Genomic DNA, 18,115 nt, shown 5'->3' on the forward strand with positions numbered 1-18,115 from the left:
GCAGAGGGGGGTGTTCAAGCACCAACCTACCCCATCCCCAACTTTCGCCGCATCGACCACGCCAGCAATTTCGGGCAAGCTCACAGCCGGCAGCGCCGCATAGGGAGATGCGGCGCCGCCAGGGAGGACTGCCATGACCAACACACCGGCGCAGCTGCCGCGCTACATCGACGCCGTTGCACGCTTCCGCATCGAGGATGAGATTGCAAAACTTCAGGGCGATCCCGCGACAGGCATCAATGCCTGCATCGAATGCTGCGATCGCCACACCGGCCAGAACCGGCTGGCGTTGCGCGCCATCTCCACCGGAGGCGAGCTGCGCGAATTCAGCTTCGACGACCTCAAGAATATGTCCGCGCGGGTCGCCAACATGCTGAAAGCGGCCGGCGTCGGCCCCGGCGATGTCGTCGCCGGCATGCTGCCGCGCATTCCCGAACTGGTGGCGTTCATCCTCGGCACATGGCGCATCGGCGCGGTCTACCAGCCGCTGTTCACCGCTTTTGGCCCCAAGGCCATCGACCACCGGCTGAAGACCAGCGGCGCGAAACTGGTCGTCACCAACACAGCCAATCGCGGCAAGCTCGACGAGGTCGAGGATTGCCCGCGCGTTGCGACCATCCTTGCCCCCAGCGAAGCCTTGCCGGCTGGCGACATCGATTTCCGCGCCGCCTTTGCCGCCGCCTCGCCCGAATGCGAGCCGGTGCTGCGCAAGGGCGACGATTTGTTTATGATGATGTCGACCTCGGGCACGACCGGTTTTCCCAAGGGCGTGCCGGTGCCGCTCAGCGCGCTGATGGCCTTCGGCGCCTATATGCGCGATGCGATCGGGCTGAGGCCCGACGACGTCTTCTGGAACATCGCCGATCCCGGCTGGGCCTACGGCCTCTATTACGCCATCACGGGTCCCCTGCTGCTCGGCATCGCCACGACCTTCAACGAGGGCGCCTTCACCGCCAGGAGCACCTACGACATCATCGAGCGCCTCGGTGTCACCAGCCTCGCCGGTTCGCCCACCGCCTTCCGCCTGCTGCTGGCCGAAGGCGCCGCGTCCGCCGCCCGCGTCAAGGGCCGCCTGCGCGTGGTGAGCAGCGCCGGCGAGCCGCTCAACCCGGAAGTGATCCGCTGGTTCGACGCCCATCTCGCCGCCCCCATCCATGACCATTACGGCCAGACCGAGAACGGCATGATGGTCAACAACCATCACGGCCTGTCGCACCCGGTGCGCCACGGCTCGGCCGGCTTTGCCATGCCGGGCTACCGCATCGTCGTGCTCGACGAGGCGGGCCAGGAACTTGGCCCCAACCAGCCCGGCATCCTCGCCGTCGACATCGCCAACTCGCCGCTGCGCTGGTTCGGCGGCTATCACCAGGCCGAAACCCCGGCCATAGCGGGCGGCTATTACCGCACCGGCGACACGGTCGAGTTCGAGCCCGACGGTTCGATCTCCTTCATCGGCCGCGCTGACGACGTCATCACCTCGGCCGGCTACCGCATCGGCCCCTTCGACGTCGAAAGCGCGCTGATCGAGCATCCCGCGGTCAACGAGGCAGCGGTCGTCGGCGTGCCCGATCCGCAGCGCACCGAAATCGTCAAGGCCTTCGTCATCCTGGCGCCAGCTTTTCAAGGCAGCGAGGCGCTGGCCGAGGAACTGGCGCAGCATGTCCGCAAGCGCCTCTCGGCCCACGCCTATCCGCGCGAGGTCGAGTTCGTCAGCGAGTTGCCGAAGACACCGAGCGGCAAGATCCAGCGGTTCCTGCTGAGGAAGGCGGAGGTGGAGAAACGGAAGGGGTAAGCGGAGTTACGCAGGGGCCCGATTGGCTCTGGATCGGTTGAGGACCAGAACCTTGACGGCGTGGGCACGGCAGTCTCTTGTTCCAACAGGTTCGGCCGACAAGGGAGGTGCCACCATGGAAAAGATCATCCTGGACTGCGACCCTGGGCATGATGACGCCATCGCCATCCTGCTGGCGGCAGGCAATCCAAAGATCGATCTCCTCGGCATCACGACGGTTTCGGGCAACCACAATGTCGAGAACACCACGCGCAATGCGCTTTCCGTTTGCACCGCCTACGGGATCAAGGTGCCGGTAGCGAAGGGCTCTCCCGGCCCGCTCCTCATCGACCAGGTGCTGGCCGTCGAGATCCACGGCGATACCGGGCTCGACGGCCCCGTGCTGCCGCCCGCCTCGTTCGAGCTCGACAAGCGGCATGCCGTCGACTTCATCATCGACACCGTCATGGCGCATGAGCCGAAGACGATCACGCTGGTGCCGGTCGGCCCCTACACCAACATCGCGCTTGCCGTGCGCAAGGACCCCCGCATCGTCGAGCGGGTGAAGCGGGTCGTCGCGATGGGGGGAAGCTTCACGCGCGGCAACATCACGCCCGCGGCGGAGTTCAACGTCTATGCCGATCCGGAGGCCGCCGACGTGGTGTTCCGGGCGAATTGGGACGTCACCATGGTGGGTCTCGACCTCACGCATCAGGCGCTCGCGACCAAAGGGCTTCAGGACCGGGTGCGCGCCGTCGGTGGCCCGATGGCCAAGTTCATTCTCGATATCTGGGAGTTCATCGCGACCACGCATGGCGGCCTGCTGCAGATCGAATATCCCGCCGTCCATGACGCATGCTGCGTCGCGGCCATGATCGACCCGACCGTCTTCACCACGGAGAAGGCCGATATCCGCGTCGAGCTTGCCGGCCGGTGGACCAAGGGCATGACGGTCTGCAATTTCGAGAAGATGGGCGGCATGCACCATTTCGGCGGCACGGCGAGCGAGCAGACCGACTTCCGCCACACCGTGGCGATGAAGCTCGACCATCCGAAGTTTTGTGATCTGATTGTGGATGCGCTAGAGCGATTGACCAGGCAGAAGGCGTGACTCAAGCCGTATCCCTATGACCTGGTCGCTCCGTAAGCCATCCCTTCAATGCGCCACGCCATCCGAAGCGTGGAGCAGCCTCCAGGTCAAGCCAACGCGACCATGGAACTGCGAGGCAAAACGCTCTGCGGCCACACTCTCGAGGCCGTCATCGACGAGCGCCTCGATGCTTCGTCGCATCAAGGCAAGCTGCATCTGCCTGGCGTGTTCCAGGTCTGCCTCTCGCATGATTGCCGTGACGTGGTAGGCGACAACGGGCTGGCCGAGGCAAGATAGCAGCGCGTTGGCCTCGGCTGTCGCCGCCGTAACTGCGTCTTCGATCTTCATTCTGGCGCTCCTCATCAAAAATGATGCTGGCGCCTCCCCGCAAGGCGACGGTGGTCCGTCGCTTCTTTTTTGAGTTCAGACTGCAGCGCGACCGAAAGCGGCACGCCAAGCTGACAATTGCTGTCTTTCCAGGTCTCTCGAGCAGCCTCGTTCGGCCCAAAAACAGTATCCGCCAAATTTGATTCAAAGGCGACCGGATAGTTAATCGATGGTTAATGGGCCGATTGCATCCTTTGCGGATCAGGATGTTTGGCTTCGACGGTCGCTGCCGCGCAATTGCCGCAAAGCTGCTCGATGGCTCCCGGCCTGTGGATCGGGGGAGTATGTCATGCGGTTGGTCTGGACCATCATCTTCGCGCTCGTGACCGGCACGGTTTTCGCGGCCTCGCCGGAGGACGATTATATCGCCGCCCGCGACAAGGCGATTTCCGCCATCGCTGCACTGGCAAGCGCGAACGAACCCGTGGAAACGCTCGATGCCGCCGGGGCGAAGGCCCTGGCCGATCTCGAAGGGCGTCTGTCCACCATTCTCGGCCCCTTGTCGGTTGCCGATTTCCCGGCAAACGGCACGATCAATCTCGGAAGCCTGAGCGATGCCGATATCGGATTCGGCATGCTCGACGGTTTGCGATACGCCAAAAGCGATGACGGCCCGAGCCTCGTGGCAACGACGCGGGGGCTGCTCGAGCGCTGGCTCCAGTCCAGGGCAGCCGAGCTCGACGAAAACTTCAGACTGCCCGCCGACATCGATGCGGCGCTGAAGCTCGATGCTTTCTACACCCAGGCGATCAACAGCGACGCCGCGTTCACCGGGACGCTCGACTTGTCCCTGAAGAAGCCCGAGGGCGCCGACATCGCCTTTGCAAGGCTCGGCGGCTGGGCGCAGGACATAGGGCCGAACCCCGACCAGCAGGTCATCGTCACGCTCGTCAAGGGCAACAGCGTCATGATCGCCTCGGCGCCCGCGACAGCGCCTATGCCGAAGATCGCGGCCTGCGACGCCGTGTGGACGTCGGCGGACGCCGCCGCCCAGAAATTCCAGGAGGCCTACCAGGCCTCGGACCTCAAGGACGAAACGGCGTACGATGCCGCCAACGTCGCCTGGGAAAAAGGAGACGCCGACTATCGCGCCTGCATGGGCCAGCACCTGCCGAGCGAGCCGGTCTTCCCGGCGCTTCTCGCCCAAGCCCAGGAGCTTGCCGATCACATGGCTGGCAAGTAGGCCTCCTCCGGCGCTTGGGCGCCCTGCCCGCTCAGCCCCGCCACTGTTAGCCCTTTGCGCCCGCCATCGCCACATACGCGCTTTCGATGGTCTCGAAAGTCAGATCCGGATAAAGCGCCCCGGCTTCCGGCGTGGCCGTTTCAAGCGCGGTCTCGCCGCGTATCCAGAACGCCCGCAGCAAGCCGAGCCAGGGAGCTGACGCGATCATCGCCTCTAGCTCCGCCGCGGGTCCGAAGGACGGGCGAGACCCGTGGCTCGCCCCGGAAACGGACCGAAGGTCCGGGTGGGGGTGCCGGCGCAACCCTTGAAGAATCTGGGTTCCTCGTCCCGTTTTTGCGAGAATTCGAGCCGCCGTCACTTGCCCCTGTACTACTCCTTCGCGCGAAAAACTTCCGGCACGACGAACACTTCGTCGGCCCGGCCATAGCCGCCGTCAGTGACCTCCTCCACCAGCACCATCGTGTAGGGGCGCACACCCTCGCCGAAGAAGTCGACGAACATGGCGGTGGTTCGATGGATGAGGTCTTCCTTCTGCGCCTTGGAGAGAGCGGCCTGCGGCATCTTGATGTTGGCAAATGGCATGATCGTTTTCCTGTCTCTTGAGGGTGGATTTTCAGGCCTTGGGATGGAGCAGGTCGGCAAGGCCGATCCGTTCCATGAGTTGCGCGCGCACGCGGTCGGCAACGCCGTTGACGATCGCGGCACCATCGTCGGAGGGGTCTATGTGGACGCGCAGCGGTCGGCTTCCGTGCGGCATCGCCACGAGATCGACGATGGCCACCGCGATATCAGCCGGATCGGCATCCGCCGGCTCCAGTGCCGCCAGCCCTTTCAGCGCCTGCTGATCGGCACCGGCATAGGGACCGGACCAGTAGGCGCCGGCGCGCTCGGCATCGGCGGGTGCCGCGGCATTGTGGAAATGTTCGGTGCCCTTGGTGAAGGCGCCCGGCACGACGATGGTCGTTTCGATGCCGAAGCGGGCGAGTTCCAGCGCATAGCTCTGGGCCAGCGCATCCATGCCTGCCTTGGCCGCGAAATAGGGCGCGAGGAACGGTGGCGTGCCGCCGCGCGTACTGCTCGAGCCGACCCAGATCATCTGTGCCCGGCCGAGTGAACGCATGTGCGGCAAGGCCGCACGGTTGACGCGCTGCGTGCCGACGACGTTGACATCATAGAGTTGCGCCAGCTGCTCGGGCAAGAACGCCTCGGTCGGACCGAACCCCATATGCCCTGCATTGTGGATGAGCACGTCGAGCTGGCCGGCCTCGCTGAGGATCTGCCGGACCGCCGCCTCGGCCGAAGCGTCCGAAGTCACGTCGAGCGCGATCGGCTTGAGCGCCAGGCCCTCGTCGCGAGCGAATTTCTCCATCTCGGCGGCTGCCACGCCGCCGCGCGCCAAGGGGTCGCGCATCGAGGCATAGACCGTGTGGCCTGCTCTCGCCAGGGCGCGTGCGGTCATCGCGCCGAAGCCGCTGGAAGCGCCGGTGATCAGGATTGTCTTTTGCATGGCTATCTCCTCAGACCACGCCGCCATTGGCGCGGATGATTTGTCCGTTGACCCAGCCACTGTCCGGCCCGGCCAGGAATGAAACCAGCCCGGCAATGTCGTCGGGCTGGCCAAGCCGGCCGAGCGGGATCATCTTGCCGATGGCCTCGATCTGCGCCTCGCTCTTGCCGTCGGTGAACAGGGCGGTCTCGATCGGTCCGGGCGCTACCGCGTTGACGGTGACACGGCGCGCGCCAAGCTCCTTGGCCAGGATGTGGGTCATCGCCTCGACGCCTGCCTTGGTGGCGGCGTAGACGCCGTAGCCCGGCTGGTAGAGGCCGACGACGCTGCTCGAGAAATTGATGATGCGGCCGCCGTCGCGAAGCCGGCGCGCACCTTCCCGCATGCCGCGGAACACGCCGCCGAGATTGATCGCGATCTGCGTGTCGAACGAAGCATCGTCGGTCTGCGCGATCGGCGACGTCTTCATGATGCCGGCATTGTTGACGAGGATGTCGATGCCGCCGAACGCCTTCTCGCCGGCGTCGAAAAGTGCCGCGAGGCCGGCCGGATCGGCGATGTCGGCCTGAACGGCGATCGCCTTGCCGCCGCCGGCTTCGATGCTGCGCACAAGCGCTTCGGCCTCCGCGCGGCCCCGTGCATAGTTGACGACGACGGCGACGCCGTCGCGGGCGAGCCGCTGTGCGATGGCGGCACCGATGCCCTTGGAGGCGCCGGTCACGATCGCGGTTCTGGTTTGGCCACCCGTACTTGTTTGATTGGATGTCATGGAAGTCTCTCCGTGTTGTTGGTGACACGGATATAGGCCAAGCCGCATTCCGGATAATCAGCCTCCTATTGACATCACTATTCGGAAACTGCGAACAAAGGCCATGGATCGACTGGACACGATGCGGCTCTTTGTTCGCGTTCTGGAGCGGCGCAGTTTCACCGCTGCCGCGGCCGATCTCGGCCTGCCGCGTTCAACCGCGACGGAAGCGATCCGGCGGCTGGAAGAGCATCTCGGCGCGCGGCTTCTGGAACGAACGACGCGGCAGGTGAACGCCACGCAGGACGGCGAAGCCTACTATCGGCGCTGCCTGTCGATCCTGGCCGAGATCGAGGATGCCGAGGCCGCCTTCCGCAACGCCGAGCCCTACGGGCTGCTGCGCATCGACGCCAGCACGCTGCTCACCCGCACGTTCCTTTTGCCGCGCCTGCCACAGTTTCTCGCCCGCTATGTCAGAATCGACCTGCAGATCGGCCAGAGCGACCGGCTGGTCGATCTCGTGCGCGAGGGCGTCGACTGCGTCATCCGCGTCGGCGAGCCGCCCGACAGCGGCATGATCATGCGGCGGCTCGCGATGATCCGCGAGATCACTTGCGCCAGCCCCGCCTATCTCGAACGCCATGGCACGCCCGCCTCCCCCGATGCGCTCGACGGGCACCAGGCGGTGGGTTTCGTCTCGTCGCGCACCGGCGAGACCCTTCCGTTTGAATTCACCGTCGCCGGCAAGACCGTTGAAGTCAGGCTGCCGGGGCGCGTGACGGCCAACAATTCCGACACCGCCGCCGATCTGGCGCGGCTTGGCCTCGGCCTCATCCAGGCGCCGCGCTATCGCTTCGAGAAGGACCTAGCCGATGGCACGCTGGTCGAGGTGCTGGCCGACTACCCGCCATCGCCGACGCCGCTATCGGCGCTTTACCCGCAGAACAGACAGCTCTCGCCACGCCTTCGCGTCTTCCTCGACTGGGCCGCGCGCATCTTCGCCGAGGCGAATCTTTAGAGCAGGTCCACTAAAGGCTGCTGACGGCGGCTTTCGCGGGCGTCCCGGCCCGGGTTGACGACCTGATCGTGCTTGGCGAGAACGCGGCCGACCGTGGAGCGATGGACCTCGAACAGGCGGGGCGGCCTCGGATGTGCTCGCCGACATTGGTCACTCCTGCCATTTGTCTTCGTATTGCGCTCAGCTGAGTTCTTGGGCGAGTCCGATGAGAAGCTCTTCAGGCCCACGGATGTAGCAGAGCCGATACGCGTCTAAATACTGGACGACTTCGCCTACGAGCTGCGCGCCGCGCCTGCGGAGCCTTTCAAGCGTCTCGTCGATGTCGTCCACGGTGAACATGACGCGGAGGTAGCCTAGGGCGTTGACCGGGGCGTTCCGGTGATCTGCGACGACAGGCGGCGTGAGGAAGCGGGAGAGCTCGAGCCGGCTGTGGCCGTCCGGTGTGCGCATCATGGCAATCTCAACATGCTGATCGCCCAGTCCAGTGACACGTCCGGCCCATTCTCCTTCGATCGTGGCCCGCCCTTCGAGTTCGAGGCCGAGCTCGCGAAAGAAATCAACCGCCCCTCCGAGGTCTTCGACGACGATTCCAACGTTGTCCATCCGCTTGAGCGCCATGTTTCCAATCTCCAAGGTGTCGTTCCAATCTACAAGGTGCCGCCTGGTCTAACAACGGACGCTTGAGGTGCCCCAACACCGATAGATGCTGAAACTTCCCGCCAGCCTGGAAGGGCAAATTTAAGCGTTTGCTACTAGATTCGGCCAATGGGCTCTTGTTCAGGAGAGGTATTCGGGTCGAATTGGTTACAACGGAACTCAGTCTCGGCCGCGTGAGACAGGCCGTTTTTTCTTCCGCCAACTTGCCGGCGGCGATTGCTTTTGTCGTGCTTTTGGCCTGCGCCGTCTTTGCCGACCAGCAGAACAGCAGGGTCTCGGATCAGCTGGCGCGCGCCGATGTGCTGGCCAAGGTCAACATCATCCGCGCCAAGCTCGAAGGCAACATCGGCGGAAATCTCCAGCTTGTTCAGGGGCTTGTCTCGGCCATCGTCACGGAGCCCTATATGGGCCAGCAGAGATTTGCCTCGCTTGCCCGCAATCTGTTCCAGCAGAAATCGCAATTGCACAACATCGCCGGCGCGCCCGACCTCGTCATCTCGCTGATGTACCCGATGGAAGGCAACGAGAAGGCGATCGGGCTCGACTATCGCAAGAACGAGGCGCAACGCATGGCAGCGCTGCGGGCGCGCGACCAGCGCGTGCTGGTGTTTGCCGGGCCGGTCAATCTGGCGCAAGGCGGGCGTGGCTTCATCGGGCGTATTCCGGTCTTTGTGCCGACGGCGGGCGGCGGCAACCGCTTCTGGGGCATCGTCTCGGCAGTTGTCGATGTCGACCGGCTCTACGCGGCGAGCGGGCTGACCAACCCCGAACTCGACATCGATGTTGCGCTCACCGGCGCGGATGCGCTGGGCGGCGGCGGCGAACGTTTCTTTGGCGGCGACAATGTCGCGGCCGGCAACCCCGTGTCTGCCGATGTGCAGCTGCCTTCAGGCTCCTGGCGGATTTCGGCCATACCCAAGGGCGGCTGGCCAGCCGCTCCGAAGAATGAGTGGCTGCTGAGGGCGCTCATGGCGCTCGCCGGCGCGCTGGTGGTGCTGCCGATCCTCGTTGCCGGGCGGCTGTTCGGCGAAAGGCAGAAAAACTACGCCGAACTGAGACGCCTGTCCGGGCGCCTTGAGCTGGCGCTGGAAGCCTCGGGCATCGGCGTGTGGGAGCATGACCTCGCCACCAACGAACTGGTGTGGGACGACCGTGTCAACGAAATCTACGGCAAGCCAGCCGACGGCAAGCCACGCGGTTATGATGACTGGGCGCAGGCGATCCATCCCGAAGACATCGAGCGGGCCAAGCGGGACTTCGATTCGGCCGCCGCGAAAAAAGGCCTCTACTCCTCACAATACCGGCTCCTGCGCCCCGGCGGCGCTGTCCGCCATGTGCGCACGCGTGCAAGCCACTTCCAGGGTATCGGCGGCACGCCAAAGATGATCGGCGCCGAATGGGACGTGACCAGCGACGTGCTGCTCAACGAAACCCTTGTGCACGAGCGCCAATTGTCGGAAGCGAAAAACGCCGAGCTGAAGCTTGCCAAGGCGCATATCGAGCATGCGGCGCTGCACGATTCGCTGACTGGCCTGCCCAATCGCCGCTATCTCGACGAGTTGCTGACCGAAAATGGCGAACCCGACCGCCACACAGCGCTGCTGCATCTCGACCTCGACCGCTTCAAGCAAATCAACGACACGCTCGGCCACGCCGCCGGCGATGCCATGCTGGTGCATGCCTCGAATGTCATCAAGGCCAATGCGGGCGCAGCCGATTTCGTTGCGCGCATCGGTGGCGACGAATTCGTTGTGGTGAGCCATGGGCGCGACGACGACCAGCTCTCGGCGCTCGCCGACCGCATCATCGAGGCGATGCGCCAGCCTGTCGATTTTCGCGGCCATCCGTGCCGGTTCGGAGTGAGTATCGGCATTGCCGCCAACAACGGCGTCGACGCCAGGCAACTGCTCGTCAACGCCGATCTCGCGCTTTATCGGGCCAAAGGCCGTGGCCGCAACCGCTACGAATTCTTCAACGAAGAGCTGCAGAGCGAGATCGTACGGACCAAGCAGACCGCCGATGAGATCCTGGGCGGACTGGAGCGGCACGAATTCACCGCCTACTACCAGCCGCAGTTCGACGCCCGGACGTTCGAGATCGTTGGCGTCGAGGCGTTGTCGCGCTGGAAGCATCCGCGACGTGGCATCCTGGCCCCCGACGCTTACCTGAAGGTGGCCGAAGAGCTCAATGTCGTGGCGCTGATCGACCGCATCGTCCTCAAACACGCGCTCGAGAATTTCGAGCGTTGGTCGCGCAGCCATCTCAACATCCCGCGCGTGTCGGTCAACGTCTCGGCCAGGCGCCTGGAGGACAAGGACTTGATCGAGGGCCTGCGCAAGCTCGCCATCAAGGCGGGAACCGTATCGTTCGAGCTGGTGGAGTCCATCTTTCTCGACGAGAACGATGATCTGGTCACCTGGAACATCGAGCACATCAAGGATCTCGGCATCGACATCGAGATCGACGATTTCGGCACCGGCCATGCCTCGATCGTCTCGCTGCTCAAGCTGCGGCCGCGCCGCCTCAAGATCGACCGCCAGTTGATCACGCCCATCACCGGCTCGATGGCGCAGCGGCACCTGGTTGCGTCGATCATCGAGATCGGCAAATCGCTCGGCATCGAAGTGGTTGCCGAAGGCGTTGAGACGATGGAGCATGCGCGCATCCTGAAAGAGCTTGGCTGCGATATCCTGCAAGGCTACTTTTTTGGCCGCCCGATGGAGGCCAAGGCCTTCAAGGCCTTCGCCCAGTCGCGCAAATGGCTGGCCGCGGGGTAATGGCCCCTGCCCGATGGCGTTGCCCCTGGTCGCCGCCGCCGTGTCCGTTGCGGATCAATCGCGGCGACGTTATATAGCCCATGTCGGAAAAGGCAGACTTGGTTTGGTAAGCCCAAGTCCTTTCGGTAACGAAAGCTCTGGTCTTTGGCTTCGTGCACGAGATCCCCACGACGAACATCGGACGCTTCTCAAGCGTTCAATCGTTCGTCCGTGTGGTCTTCAAGCTTGAGGAACGCTCCGGTCGAACATATCGACCAAGGAGTCTTCCATGAACGAGCGACATTCCTCTCTCTATGACGTCGTAATTGCCGGAGCCGGCCCCGTCGGCTTGTTTCTCGCCTGCGAGCTGCGCCTCGCGAACCTCCGGGTCCTGGTGCTGGAGCAGGCCGAGGACCCGCGCTCCCCGTTGAAGCGGCTTCCATTCGGCATGCGCGGCCTCTCAGTGCCCACCCTTGAAGCTTTCCACCGTCGCGGGCTGCTGAACGACATCGCGGCGCCGCAACGCACGAAAGATGACCCGGGCAGCGCTTCGGCTGCCGCGCATTGGATGCAACAGCCGCGCCGCCCGGGTGGGCATTTTGCCGGCATCCAGTTCTACCACGACACCATCGACGCCTCGAAGTGGCCGTATCGCCTGCCAGGTCCGGCCGGCACCAGCATGGCGGTCGAGATGGAGTCCCTCGAATCCGCCCTGGCCGCTCGCGCAAGCGCGATGGGGGTCGAGATCAGACGCGGCGTCGGCGTCGAAGACCTCGACCAGTCGGACGAGGACGTGACTGTTCGCGCCGGCGGCGAGACTTTTCGCGGACGCTGGCTCGTCGGTTGCGATGGCGGCCGCAGCACGGTTCGCAAGGCTGGCGGCTTTGAGTTCGTCGGCACCGATCCCGAATTCACCGGCTATTCCGTTGAGGTCGAGATGGCCGATCCCGACAAGCTCAACCCGGGCCGCCACTACACGCCGACCGGCATGTATACTTACGCGCCGCCTGGGGTGATCGCGATGGTCGATTTCGACGGCGGCGCGTTCCACCGAACCCAGCCGGTCACGCTCGACCAGGTGCAGGCGGTGTTGCGGCATGTTTCCGGCACAGACGTCACGGTGACGGCGCTCCGGCTTGCCACCACCTGGACGGATCGCGCCTACCAGGCGACGGCTTACCGCAAGGGGCGGGTGCTGCTTGCCGGCGACGCCGCGCACATCCATTCCCCGTTGGGCGGCCAGGGGCTCAACCTCGGGCTTGGCGACGCAATGAACCTTGGCTGGAAGCTGGCTTCCACGATCCGTGGCGATGCGCCGGCCGGTCTGCTCGACAGCTATTTGAGCGAGCGGCATCCGGTGGGAGCGCAGGTTCTCGACTGGTCGCGCGCCCAGGTCGCGCTCATCCGGCCGAGCCGGAGTTCGCGTGCGCTCGAAGCCATCATCCGTGATCTCATCGACACGCGCGACGGCGCGACCTACTTCGCCGAGCGCGTCTGGGGCGTCTCTCTCCGCTACGATCTTGGCAGCGGCCACCCACTGGTGGGCCGCAGCGCGCCCGACTTCGAGCTGGTCGACGGGACGAGGCTCGGCGAACGCCTCAGAAACGGGCAAGGCCTGCTTCTGGACTTCGACATCAGCCCTCCCCTCCAAGCGCTTGCAAGCCGCTGGAGGGAGCGGATCGCCTATGTCGCAAGCGACGCCAAGGAGCGGCTGGGCTTGAGCGCGGTGCTCGTGCGCCCCGATGGCTTCGTTGCCTGGGCCGCGGACGCTGCCCCTGACCTGGAGGGCGCTGCAAAGGCCGCGTCGCGATGGTTCGGCGAACCCAAACAGGTTCGGTACGCGAAATCCGGTGGCTAAAAACGATGTAAGGTGTCGGGAGTCGCGCCGGTCGTTCGTCCTCTGCAGGCAAAGCGCGAGAACTGGACACCAGACAACCCGGAGCCTTCCAATGACCCCCACAATCACGGCCTTTGAACGGTCGCCCGATGGCGGCAAGGGACTGGCGCGTGATACGCGCGTTCGCTGGGCGCTGGAAGAAGTGGGCCAACCCTACGAGGTTCGTCTTGTTTCGTTCAGGGCGATGAAGGAACCCGCACATCTGGCGCTTCATCCTTTCGGGCAGATTCCGACCTACGAAGAAGGCGATCTCGGCTTGTTCGAGACGGGGGCGATCGTGTTCCATATCGCGGAGCGCCATGCGGGCCTGTTGCCGGACGATGCGAATGCAAGGGCGCGCGCGATCACATGGATGTTCGCCGCGCTCAGCACGGTGGAGCCGCCGATCCTTGAACTCGGAACCGCCAGGATCCTTGAGGGCGACAAGTCCTGGTCCGCGCAACGCATGCCTCTCGTCCAGGATCGCGTCTGTAACCGGCTGGGCCAACTTTCCCGTCGCCTTGGCGATGCCGACTGGCTCGATGGCGCGTTCAGCGCCGGCGACCTGATGATGGTGTCGGTGCTGCTCAGGTTGAAAGCGTCGGGTATTCTGGACGACTATCCGAACCTCTCCGCCTATGTCGCCCGCGGCGAAGCGCGGCCCGCCTACAAGCGTGCTTTTGACGCGCAATTGGCGGTCAACGCCGGCAAGCAACCGACCGGCTGATACGGGCCTTTCTCAGAGCCCTTCGCGGTCACCTCCGCTTCGTCGCGAAGGAGGCTTTCGTGACTATGGATATTTCTGATTTGCGCTCGCAGGGCTTAAATCGCCCTGCAGCTCCTTCGGCAGTGGAAGGCTCGAGCATTGCAGGTGCACTTCGCGGGCGACCAACTTTCGTTGCTTCTGCTCGTGCTCCTTGACCGCCGCCAGGATCCCTAACCCGTACGGGCCAAGCGCGACGAATGCCCAACCCGGGTGCTGTTTTTCGCGAGCGTCGTAGTCCGAAGCCGCCGCCCGGGCTTGCTGGCATTGCGGCGACGCCCATTTCTGGTCCTGCTGCGAAAGCGACGCTCCATAGTCGACCGGAGAGGTCGCGCATCCAGCAACTGTCGCGGCCAATGCGACGGACATGGCAATTCTCATCCAGAAGCCTTTCCTAAGCATTATGGAGAGTACACAGAACTCTTCTTCCCACAAGCAGACCGCTCCGATGCTTGGACACCGACCCGATGACCGTCGTGGGGCGATGGCCGCAGGTTCCTAGCTCCTCAGTCCGGGCGCTTCCTGCCCGGTGCGCTCGACATATTCCGTATAGCCGCCGCCATAGGTGTGGATGCCTTCGGGCGTCAGTTCCAGCACGCGGTTGGAAAGGGCTGCCAGAAAATGCCGATCGTGCGAGACGAACAGCATGGTGCCTTCATACTGCGAAAGCGCCGTAATCAGCATCTCCTTGGTGGCGATGTCCAGATGGTTGGTCGGCTCGTCCAGCACCAGCAGATTGGGCGGGTCGAACAGCATCAGCGCCATCACCAGCCGCGCCTTCTCGCCGCCTGACAGCACGCGGCACTTCTTCTCGATCTCATCGCCGGAAAAGCCGAAGCAGCCGGCAAGTGCCCTCAGCGGCGCCTGGCCGGCCTGGGGGAACGCATCTTCCAGCGTCTGGAACACGGTGCGCTCGCCTTCCAGCACTTCCATGGCATGCTGGGCGAAATAGCCCATCTTCACACTCGGCCCCCGCGCCACCGTGCCGGTGTCGGGGTCGGAAGCGCCGGCGACCAGCTTCAGGAGCGTCGACTTGCCGGCGCCATTGACGCCCATGATGCACCAGCGTTCGCGGCGGCGGACCTGGAAGTCGAGCCCCTCATAGATGGAGCGGCTGCCGTAACCCTTGTGGACATTCTTCAGCGTGACCACGTCCTCGCCGCAGCGCGGCGCCGGCTGGAAATCAAAGGAAACGGTCTGGCGGCGCTTGGGCGGCTCGACGCGGTCGATCTTGTCCAGTTTCTTCACCCGGCTCTGCACCTGGGCGGCATGCGAAGCGCGCGCCTTGAAGCGCTCGATGAAGGCGATCTCCTTGGCCAGCATCGCCTGCTGGCGCTCGAACTGCGCCTGCTGCTGCTTGTCGGCGATCGCCCGCTGCTGCTGGTAGAATTCGTAGTTTCCCGAATAGGCGGTCAGCGAACCGCCATCGATCTCGACCACCTTGTTGACGATGCGGTTCATGAACTCGCGGTCATGCGAGGTCATCAGCAGCGCACCGTCATAATTCTTCAGGAAGGATTCCAGCCAGATCAGGCTTTCCAGGTCGAGATGGTTCGACGGCTCGTCGAGCAGCATGGCGTCGGGGCGCATCAAGAGGATGCGCGCCAGCGCCACGCGCATCTTCCAGCCGCCGGACAGCTTGCCGACATCGCCGTCCATCATCTCCTGCGAAAAGCCGAGACCGTCCAGCACCTCGCGGGCGCGGCCGTCCAGTGCATAGCCGTCGAGCTCCTCGAAGCGGTGCTGCGCCTCGCCATATTGTTCGATGATCTCGTCCATCTGGTCGGCCTGGTCGGGATCGGCCATGGCCGCCTCGAGCGCTGCCATTTCCGCTGCGACTTCGCTGACCGGCCCGGCGCCGTTCATCACTTCGGCCACAGCGCTGTGGCCTTCCATGTCGCCGACATCCTGGCTGAAATAGCCGATAGTGACGTCGCGATCGACCTGCACCTGGCCCTCGTCGGGCTGCTCCTGGCCGGTGATCATGCGAAACAGCGTCGTCTTGCCGGCGCCGTTCGGCCCGACGAGGCCGACCTTCTCGCCCTTCTGCAGGGCCGCCGACGCCTCGATGAAGACAAGCTGACGGCCGTTCTGCTTGCTGATGCTTTCAAGTCTGATCATGCGGTTTCCGGGGCTGAGCCTGCGATGAAAGGATTTGCCCGGCGCCTTACGCGAAGGATGGCCGCAAAGGAAGAGGCGCAAGCGCCGCATACAGCGCGGTCTTCCCTTCTCCCCCTTGTGGGAGAAGGTGGATCGGCGCGCAGCGCCGAGACGGATGAGGGGTGTTCCAGCGGAGTGAGAAGTTGATGTTCCAGCACAGTGAGGCGTTGGGCGTTCCCTGGAACACCCCTCATCCGTCGCCTTCGGCGACACCTTCTCCCACAAGGGGAGAAGGGAAAACCGCACCCAGACACATTCCAGAAACAAGATTCAACACTCCGGAAAAACTGGCGAAAACATCGCCTGCCATAACCATCCTCGCAGCGGCCGAAGCGGGCTGCGGCACAACGCAAAGGGATGGTCCGCAAACATGCAACGACGTTCGACCGGATGGATGGCTGCCCTGACAGGCATTTCGCTCGCCGTGCTTGCGATCGCACAGCCGGGTGCGGAAGCGGCGGTTACCCGAAGCGAATATTGCAGCCGGCTCGGTCTTCAACTCGACGGGGCCATTCAAACGAAAGCCGAACCCGGGGCCAATGCCAGGGAGATCGCCGAGGCAACCGCGCTCCAGGACAAGGCGAACCGGTTTTGTGCCGAGCGCAAGCAGGCACAAGGCATCAGGACCTTCGCCAACGCCCTGAAGCTTCTTGGAGTGACACCCGTCGACCTGAACCAGTGAACAACAGCCGTCAACCGTTTGGCTCTGACTCTCTCCTGATATCCTCCCGGGAAAAGGCCGCCACTCGCGAAAGCGAGGGCGGCTTTTTTCTTGGCCATGCAGTTCCAGGACGTGCATTGCGGAACTGCATCCGGAGTTGCGTAAAAACAAACGCTTACAGCAGTTCGACGATTCAAGACTTGCGGCCGGCTTCGGTCTTCGCACTGACGCAGGAATCGGGTGTCGGTTGGCGGTACGACATGCGATTACTGACCTGCCACAGCAGAGGGACGGCCATGCTCACGCTCCACGACTATTTGCCATCGCAAAATGGCTGGAAAGCCCGGGTTCTCCTCGGGCTGCTCGACATCTCCTATGACAGTCGCCTTGTCTCGATTTTCGAGGGCGAGAGCCGCACCGACGCCTTCCTTGCGCTCAACCCGGCCGGTGCGGTTCCCGTGCTTCAGCTTGAAGATGGCAGCGCCATCGCCGAATCCAATGCGATCCTCACCTACCTCGCCGAAGGAACGCCGTTCCTGCCTTCGGACCGCTATCAGCGCGCCAAAATCATGCAGTGGCTGTTCTTCGAACAATACAATGTCGAGCCGGTCATCGGCTCGCTGCGCTTCTGGACTTTGACCGGACGGCTTGAGCGCAACCAGGCCATGGTTGCGGGCAAGCGCGAAGCTGGAGCCCGCACCCTCGCCGCACTCAACCGCAGCCTGGCAGATACCCCGTTTCTCATCGGAAATGACCTCACGATCGCGGATATCGCCGTCTATGCCTACGCCCATCGCGCCGAGGATTGCAGCTTCTCGCTGGCGGACTACCCGGCTTTCGCTGCCTGGACTGGCCGCGTGCGCGACGCCATTGGTCCCGGCTACCCCGTCCATCCCTACAGCATCGATCCGCACTCGGGCGTCTGAGGGCGCTTACTTCCTGCCTTGCGGATAGATCGTCTCGCCGCGCTTCAGCATCGCCACAAAAGTCTCGATCTTCTTCTTGCGCCCAGCCTCGGTCTTCATGTTGTGGGTGCGGAAGGCGAGCGCGAAGCGGTTCTGCGCGCTGAGCTTTTCCAGCATCGCCTTCGCCGCCGGTTCGGCGTCGATCGCTGCTTGCAGGTCATCGGGGATTTTCATGTCACTGCCATAGGCGCGCGCCCAGCGACCGTCGGCCTTGGCCGCCTCGACCTGTTTCAGCCCATGCTCGGTCATGCGGCCCTCCTCGACCAGCCGCGCGACATTGTCGATGTTGATCTGGCTCCAGATACTCTTCCTGCCGCGCGGCGTGTAGCGCTGCAGAAAGCTCTTGTCGTCCAGTCCCTTGCGCACCGCATCGATCCAGCCGAAGCACAGCACCACGTCGATGGCTTCCTTGGGCGTGATCGACTCAAGTCCCGAAGCCACCTTGTGCACCTTGATCCACACTTCGGTTTCCGTGGCGTGGTGTTTGCCGAGCCAGGCGTAGAAGCTGGCAGGATCCGCGAATTCGCGGACCTTGTCGGGATCGACCTTGACCGGCGCCATCAGTTGGCCTGC

Annotated in this window: 18 protein-coding genes; 9 read left to right on the forward strand and 9 right to left on the reverse strand. The window is 64.0% G+C overall.

Annotation, left to right across the window (positions count from 1 at the left end):
* Positions 1-133 precede the first annotated feature (133 nt).
* Together FCU66_RS14605 and FCU66_RS14610 are read left to right on the forward strand one after the other, a co-directional pair.
* The gene (locus tag FCU66_RS14605) at positions 134-1,792 is read left to right on the forward strand and encodes an acyl-CoA synthetase (protein WP_136625418.1); all 1,659 of its coding nucleotides are present in this window, start codon (positions 134-136) and stop codon (positions 1,790-1,792) included.
* 115 nt (positions 1,793-1,907) lie between these two features.
* Positions 1,908-2,882 carry a nucleoside hydrolase gene (locus FCU66_RS14610; RefSeq protein WP_136621667.1) on the forward strand — a complete coding sequence of 325 codons (975 nt, stop codon included), beginning with the start codon at positions 1,908-1,910 and terminating at the stop codon, positions 2,880-2,882.
* A gap of 45 nt (positions 2,883-2,927) precedes the next feature.
* Here FCU66_RS14610 and FCU66_RS14615 read toward each other — a convergent pair whose 3' ends face one another.
* Positions 2,928-3,209: a hypothetical protein gene (locus FCU66_RS14615; RefSeq protein ID WP_246093899.1), complete on the reverse strand. Its 282-nt coding sequence runs from the start codon at positions 3,207-3,209 to the stop codon at positions 2,928-2,930.
* A gap of 328 nt (positions 3,210-3,537) precedes the next feature.
* Here FCU66_RS14615 and FCU66_RS14620 point away from each other — a divergent pair, with 328 nt between their 5' ends.
* On the forward strand, positions 3,538-4,431 hold the full coding sequence (locus FCU66_RS14620; RefSeq protein ID WP_136621669.1) for a hypothetical protein: 894 nt from the start codon (positions 3,538-3,540) through the stop codon (positions 4,429-4,431).
* A gap of 46 nt (positions 4,432-4,477) precedes the next feature.
* Here the strand turns inward: FCU66_RS14620 and FCU66_RS14625 are convergent, their stop codons facing one another.
* The 4 genes from FCU66_RS14625 to FCU66_RS14640 all read right to left on the reverse strand — a co-directional run bounded on the left by FCU66_RS14625 (position 4,478) and on the right by FCU66_RS14640 (position 6,707).
* Positions 4,478-4,639 carry a hypothetical protein gene (locus FCU66_RS14625; protein WP_246093900.1) on the reverse strand — a complete coding sequence of 54 codons (162 nt, stop codon included), beginning with the start codon at positions 4,637-4,639 and terminating at the stop codon, positions 4,478-4,480.
* 161 nt (positions 4,640-4,800) lie between these two features.
* On the reverse strand, positions 4,801-5,013 hold the full coding sequence (locus FCU66_RS14630; RefSeq protein ID WP_136621670.1) for a tautomerase family protein: 213 nt from the start codon (positions 5,011-5,013) through the stop codon (positions 4,801-4,803).
* 31 nt (positions 5,014-5,044) lie between these two features.
* Positions 5,045-5,938, reverse strand: coding sequence for an SDR family oxidoreductase (locus FCU66_RS14635; protein ID WP_136621671.1), 894 nt, complete (start codon positions 5,936-5,938; stop codon positions 5,045-5,047).
* A 10-nt stretch (positions 5,939-5,948) separates the two neighbouring features.
* Positions 5,949-6,707 (reverse strand): SDR family oxidoreductase, encoded by a 759-nt coding sequence (locus tag FCU66_RS14640; RefSeq protein ID WP_136621672.1) that lies wholly within the window; start codon positions 6,705-6,707, stop codon positions 5,949-5,951.
* Between the two features lie 103 nt (positions 6,708-6,810).
* On the opposite strand from FCU66_RS14640, the gene FCU66_RS14645 reads away from it, so the two are divergent.
* Entirely contained in the window at positions 6,811-7,704 is an 894-nt protein-coding gene (locus tag FCU66_RS14645; RefSeq protein WP_136621673.1) for a LysR family transcriptional regulator, read from the forward strand.
* A 180-nt stretch (positions 7,705-7,884) separates the two neighbouring features.
* Here FCU66_RS14645 and FCU66_RS14650 read toward each other — a convergent pair whose 3' ends face one another.
* Positions 7,885-8,322, reverse strand: a complete 438-nt coding sequence (locus FCU66_RS14650) for a VOC family protein (protein ID WP_136621674.1) — start codon at positions 8,320-8,322, stop codon at positions 7,885-7,887.
* A 212-nt stretch (positions 8,323-8,534) separates the two neighbouring features.
* Between FCU66_RS14650 and FCU66_RS14655 the strand changes: the two genes are divergently transcribed.
* From FCU66_RS14655 to FCU66_RS14665, 3 genes are all read left to right on the forward strand, one after another.
* Positions 8,535-11,138 (forward strand): bifunctional diguanylate cyclase/phosphodiesterase, encoded by a 2,604-nt coding sequence (locus FCU66_RS14655; protein ID WP_181956551.1) that lies wholly within the window; start codon positions 8,535-8,537, stop codon positions 11,136-11,138.
* Positions 11,139-11,406: 268 nt separating this feature from the next.
* Positions 11,407-12,975, forward strand: coding sequence for an FAD-dependent monooxygenase (locus FCU66_RS14660; protein ID WP_136621676.1), 1,569 nt, complete (start codon positions 11,407-11,409; stop codon positions 12,973-12,975).
* Between the two features lie 91 nt (positions 12,976-13,066).
* Positions 13,067-13,720 (forward strand): glutathione S-transferase family protein, encoded by a 654-nt coding sequence (locus FCU66_RS14665; RefSeq protein ID WP_136621677.1) that lies wholly within the window; start codon positions 13,067-13,069, stop codon positions 13,718-13,720.
* A 63-nt stretch (positions 13,721-13,783) separates the two neighbouring features.
* Here FCU66_RS14665 and FCU66_RS14670 read toward each other — a convergent pair whose 3' ends face one another.
* Positions 13,784-14,137, reverse strand: a complete 354-nt coding sequence (locus FCU66_RS14670) for a hypothetical protein (protein ID WP_136621678.1) — start codon at positions 14,135-14,137, stop codon at positions 13,784-13,786.
* A gap of 117 nt (positions 14,138-14,254) precedes the next feature.
* Entirely contained in the window at positions 14,255-15,877 is a 1,623-nt protein-coding gene (locus FCU66_RS14675; protein WP_136621679.1) for an ABC-F family ATP-binding cassette domain-containing protein, read from the reverse strand.
* A gap of 433 nt (positions 15,878-16,310) precedes the next feature.
* On the opposite strand from FCU66_RS14675, the gene FCU66_RS14680 reads away from it, so the two are divergent.
* The gene (locus FCU66_RS14680) at positions 16,311-16,598 is read left to right on the forward strand and encodes a hypothetical protein (protein ID WP_136621680.1); all 288 of its coding nucleotides are present in this window, start codon (positions 16,311-16,313) and stop codon (positions 16,596-16,598) included.
* Between the two features lie 275 nt (positions 16,599-16,873).
* Positions 16,874-17,503 carry a glutathione S-transferase family protein gene (locus tag FCU66_RS14685; RefSeq protein ID WP_136621688.1) on the forward strand — a complete coding sequence of 210 codons (630 nt, stop codon included), beginning with the start codon at positions 16,874-16,876 and terminating at the stop codon, positions 17,501-17,503.
* Between the two features lie 6 nt (positions 17,504-17,509).
* Here FCU66_RS14685 and FCU66_RS14690 read toward each other — a convergent pair whose 3' ends face one another.
* Positions 17,510-18,103, reverse strand: a complete 594-nt coding sequence (locus FCU66_RS14690; RefSeq protein ID WP_136621681.1) for a YdeI/OmpD-associated family protein — start codon at positions 18,101-18,103, stop codon at positions 17,510-17,512.
* Positions 18,104-18,115 lie beyond the last annotated feature (12 nt).

It is taken from the genome of Mesorhizobium norvegicum (assembly GCF_004919685.1).
Taxonomy (GTDB): Bacteria; Pseudomonadota; Alphaproteobacteria; order Rhizobiales; family Rhizobiaceae; genus Mesorhizobium; species Mesorhizobium norvegicum.

Bases quoted from the DNA above. Each gene is read 5' to 3' on its own strand.
- FCU66_RS14605 (WP_136625418.1), top strand. From the start codon at position 134: ATGACCAACACACCGGCGCAGCTGCCGCGCTACATCGACGCCGTTGCA.
- FCU66_RS14610 (WP_136621667.1), top strand. From the start codon at position 1,908: ATGGAAAAGATCATCCTGGACTGCGACCCTGGGCATGATGACGCCATC.
- FCU66_RS14615 (WP_246093899.1), bottom strand. From the start codon at position 3,209: ATGAAGATCGAAGACGCAGTTACGGCGGCGACAGCCGAGGCCAACGCG.
- FCU66_RS14620 (WP_136621669.1), top strand. From the start codon at position 3,538: ATGCGGTTGGTCTGGACCATCATCTTCGCGCTCGTGACCGGCACGGTT.
- FCU66_RS14625 (WP_246093900.1), bottom strand. From the start codon at position 4,639: ATGATCGCGTCAGCTCCCTGGCTCGGCTTGCTGCGGGCGTTCTGGATA.
- FCU66_RS14630 (WP_136621670.1), bottom strand. From the start codon at position 5,013: ATGCCATTTGCCAACATCAAGATGCCGCAGGCCGCTCTCTCCAAGGCG.
- FCU66_RS14635 (WP_136621671.1), bottom strand. From the start codon at position 5,938: ATGCAAAAGACAATCCTGATCACCGGCGCTTCCAGCGGCTTCGGCGCG.
- FCU66_RS14640 (WP_136621672.1), bottom strand. From the start codon at position 6,707: ATGACATCCAATCAAACAAGTACGGGTGGCCAAACCAGAACCGCGATC.
- FCU66_RS14645 (WP_136621673.1), top strand. From the start codon at position 6,811: ATGGATCGACTGGACACGATGCGGCTCTTTGTTCGCGTTCTGGAGCGG.
- FCU66_RS14650 (WP_136621674.1), bottom strand. From the start codon at position 8,322: ATGGCGCTCAAGCGGATGGACAACGTTGGAATCGTCGTCGAAGACCTC.
- FCU66_RS14660 (WP_136621676.1), top strand. From the start codon at position 11,407: ATGAACGAGCGACATTCCTCTCTCTATGACGTCGTAATTGCCGGAGCC.
- FCU66_RS14665 (WP_136621677.1), top strand. From the start codon at position 13,067: ATGACCCCCACAATCACGGCCTTTGAACGGTCGCCCGATGGCGGCAAG.
- FCU66_RS14670 (WP_136621678.1), bottom strand. From the start codon at position 14,137: ATGAGAATTGCCATGTCCGTCGCATTGGCCGCGACAGTTGCTGGATGC.
- FCU66_RS14675 (WP_136621679.1), bottom strand. From the start codon at position 15,877: ATGATCAGACTTGAAAGCATCAGCAAGCAGAACGGCCGTCAGCTTGTC.
- FCU66_RS14680 (WP_136621680.1), top strand. From the start codon at position 16,311: ATGGCTGCCCTGACAGGCATTTCGCTCGCCGTGCTTGCGATCGCACAG.
- FCU66_RS14685 (WP_136621688.1), top strand. From the start codon at position 16,874: ATGCTCACGCTCCACGACTATTTGCCATCGCAAAATGGCTGGAAAGCC.
- FCU66_RS14690 (WP_136621681.1), bottom strand. From the start codon at position 18,103: ATGGCGCCGGTCAAGGTCGATCCCGACAAGGTCCGCGAATTCGCGGAT.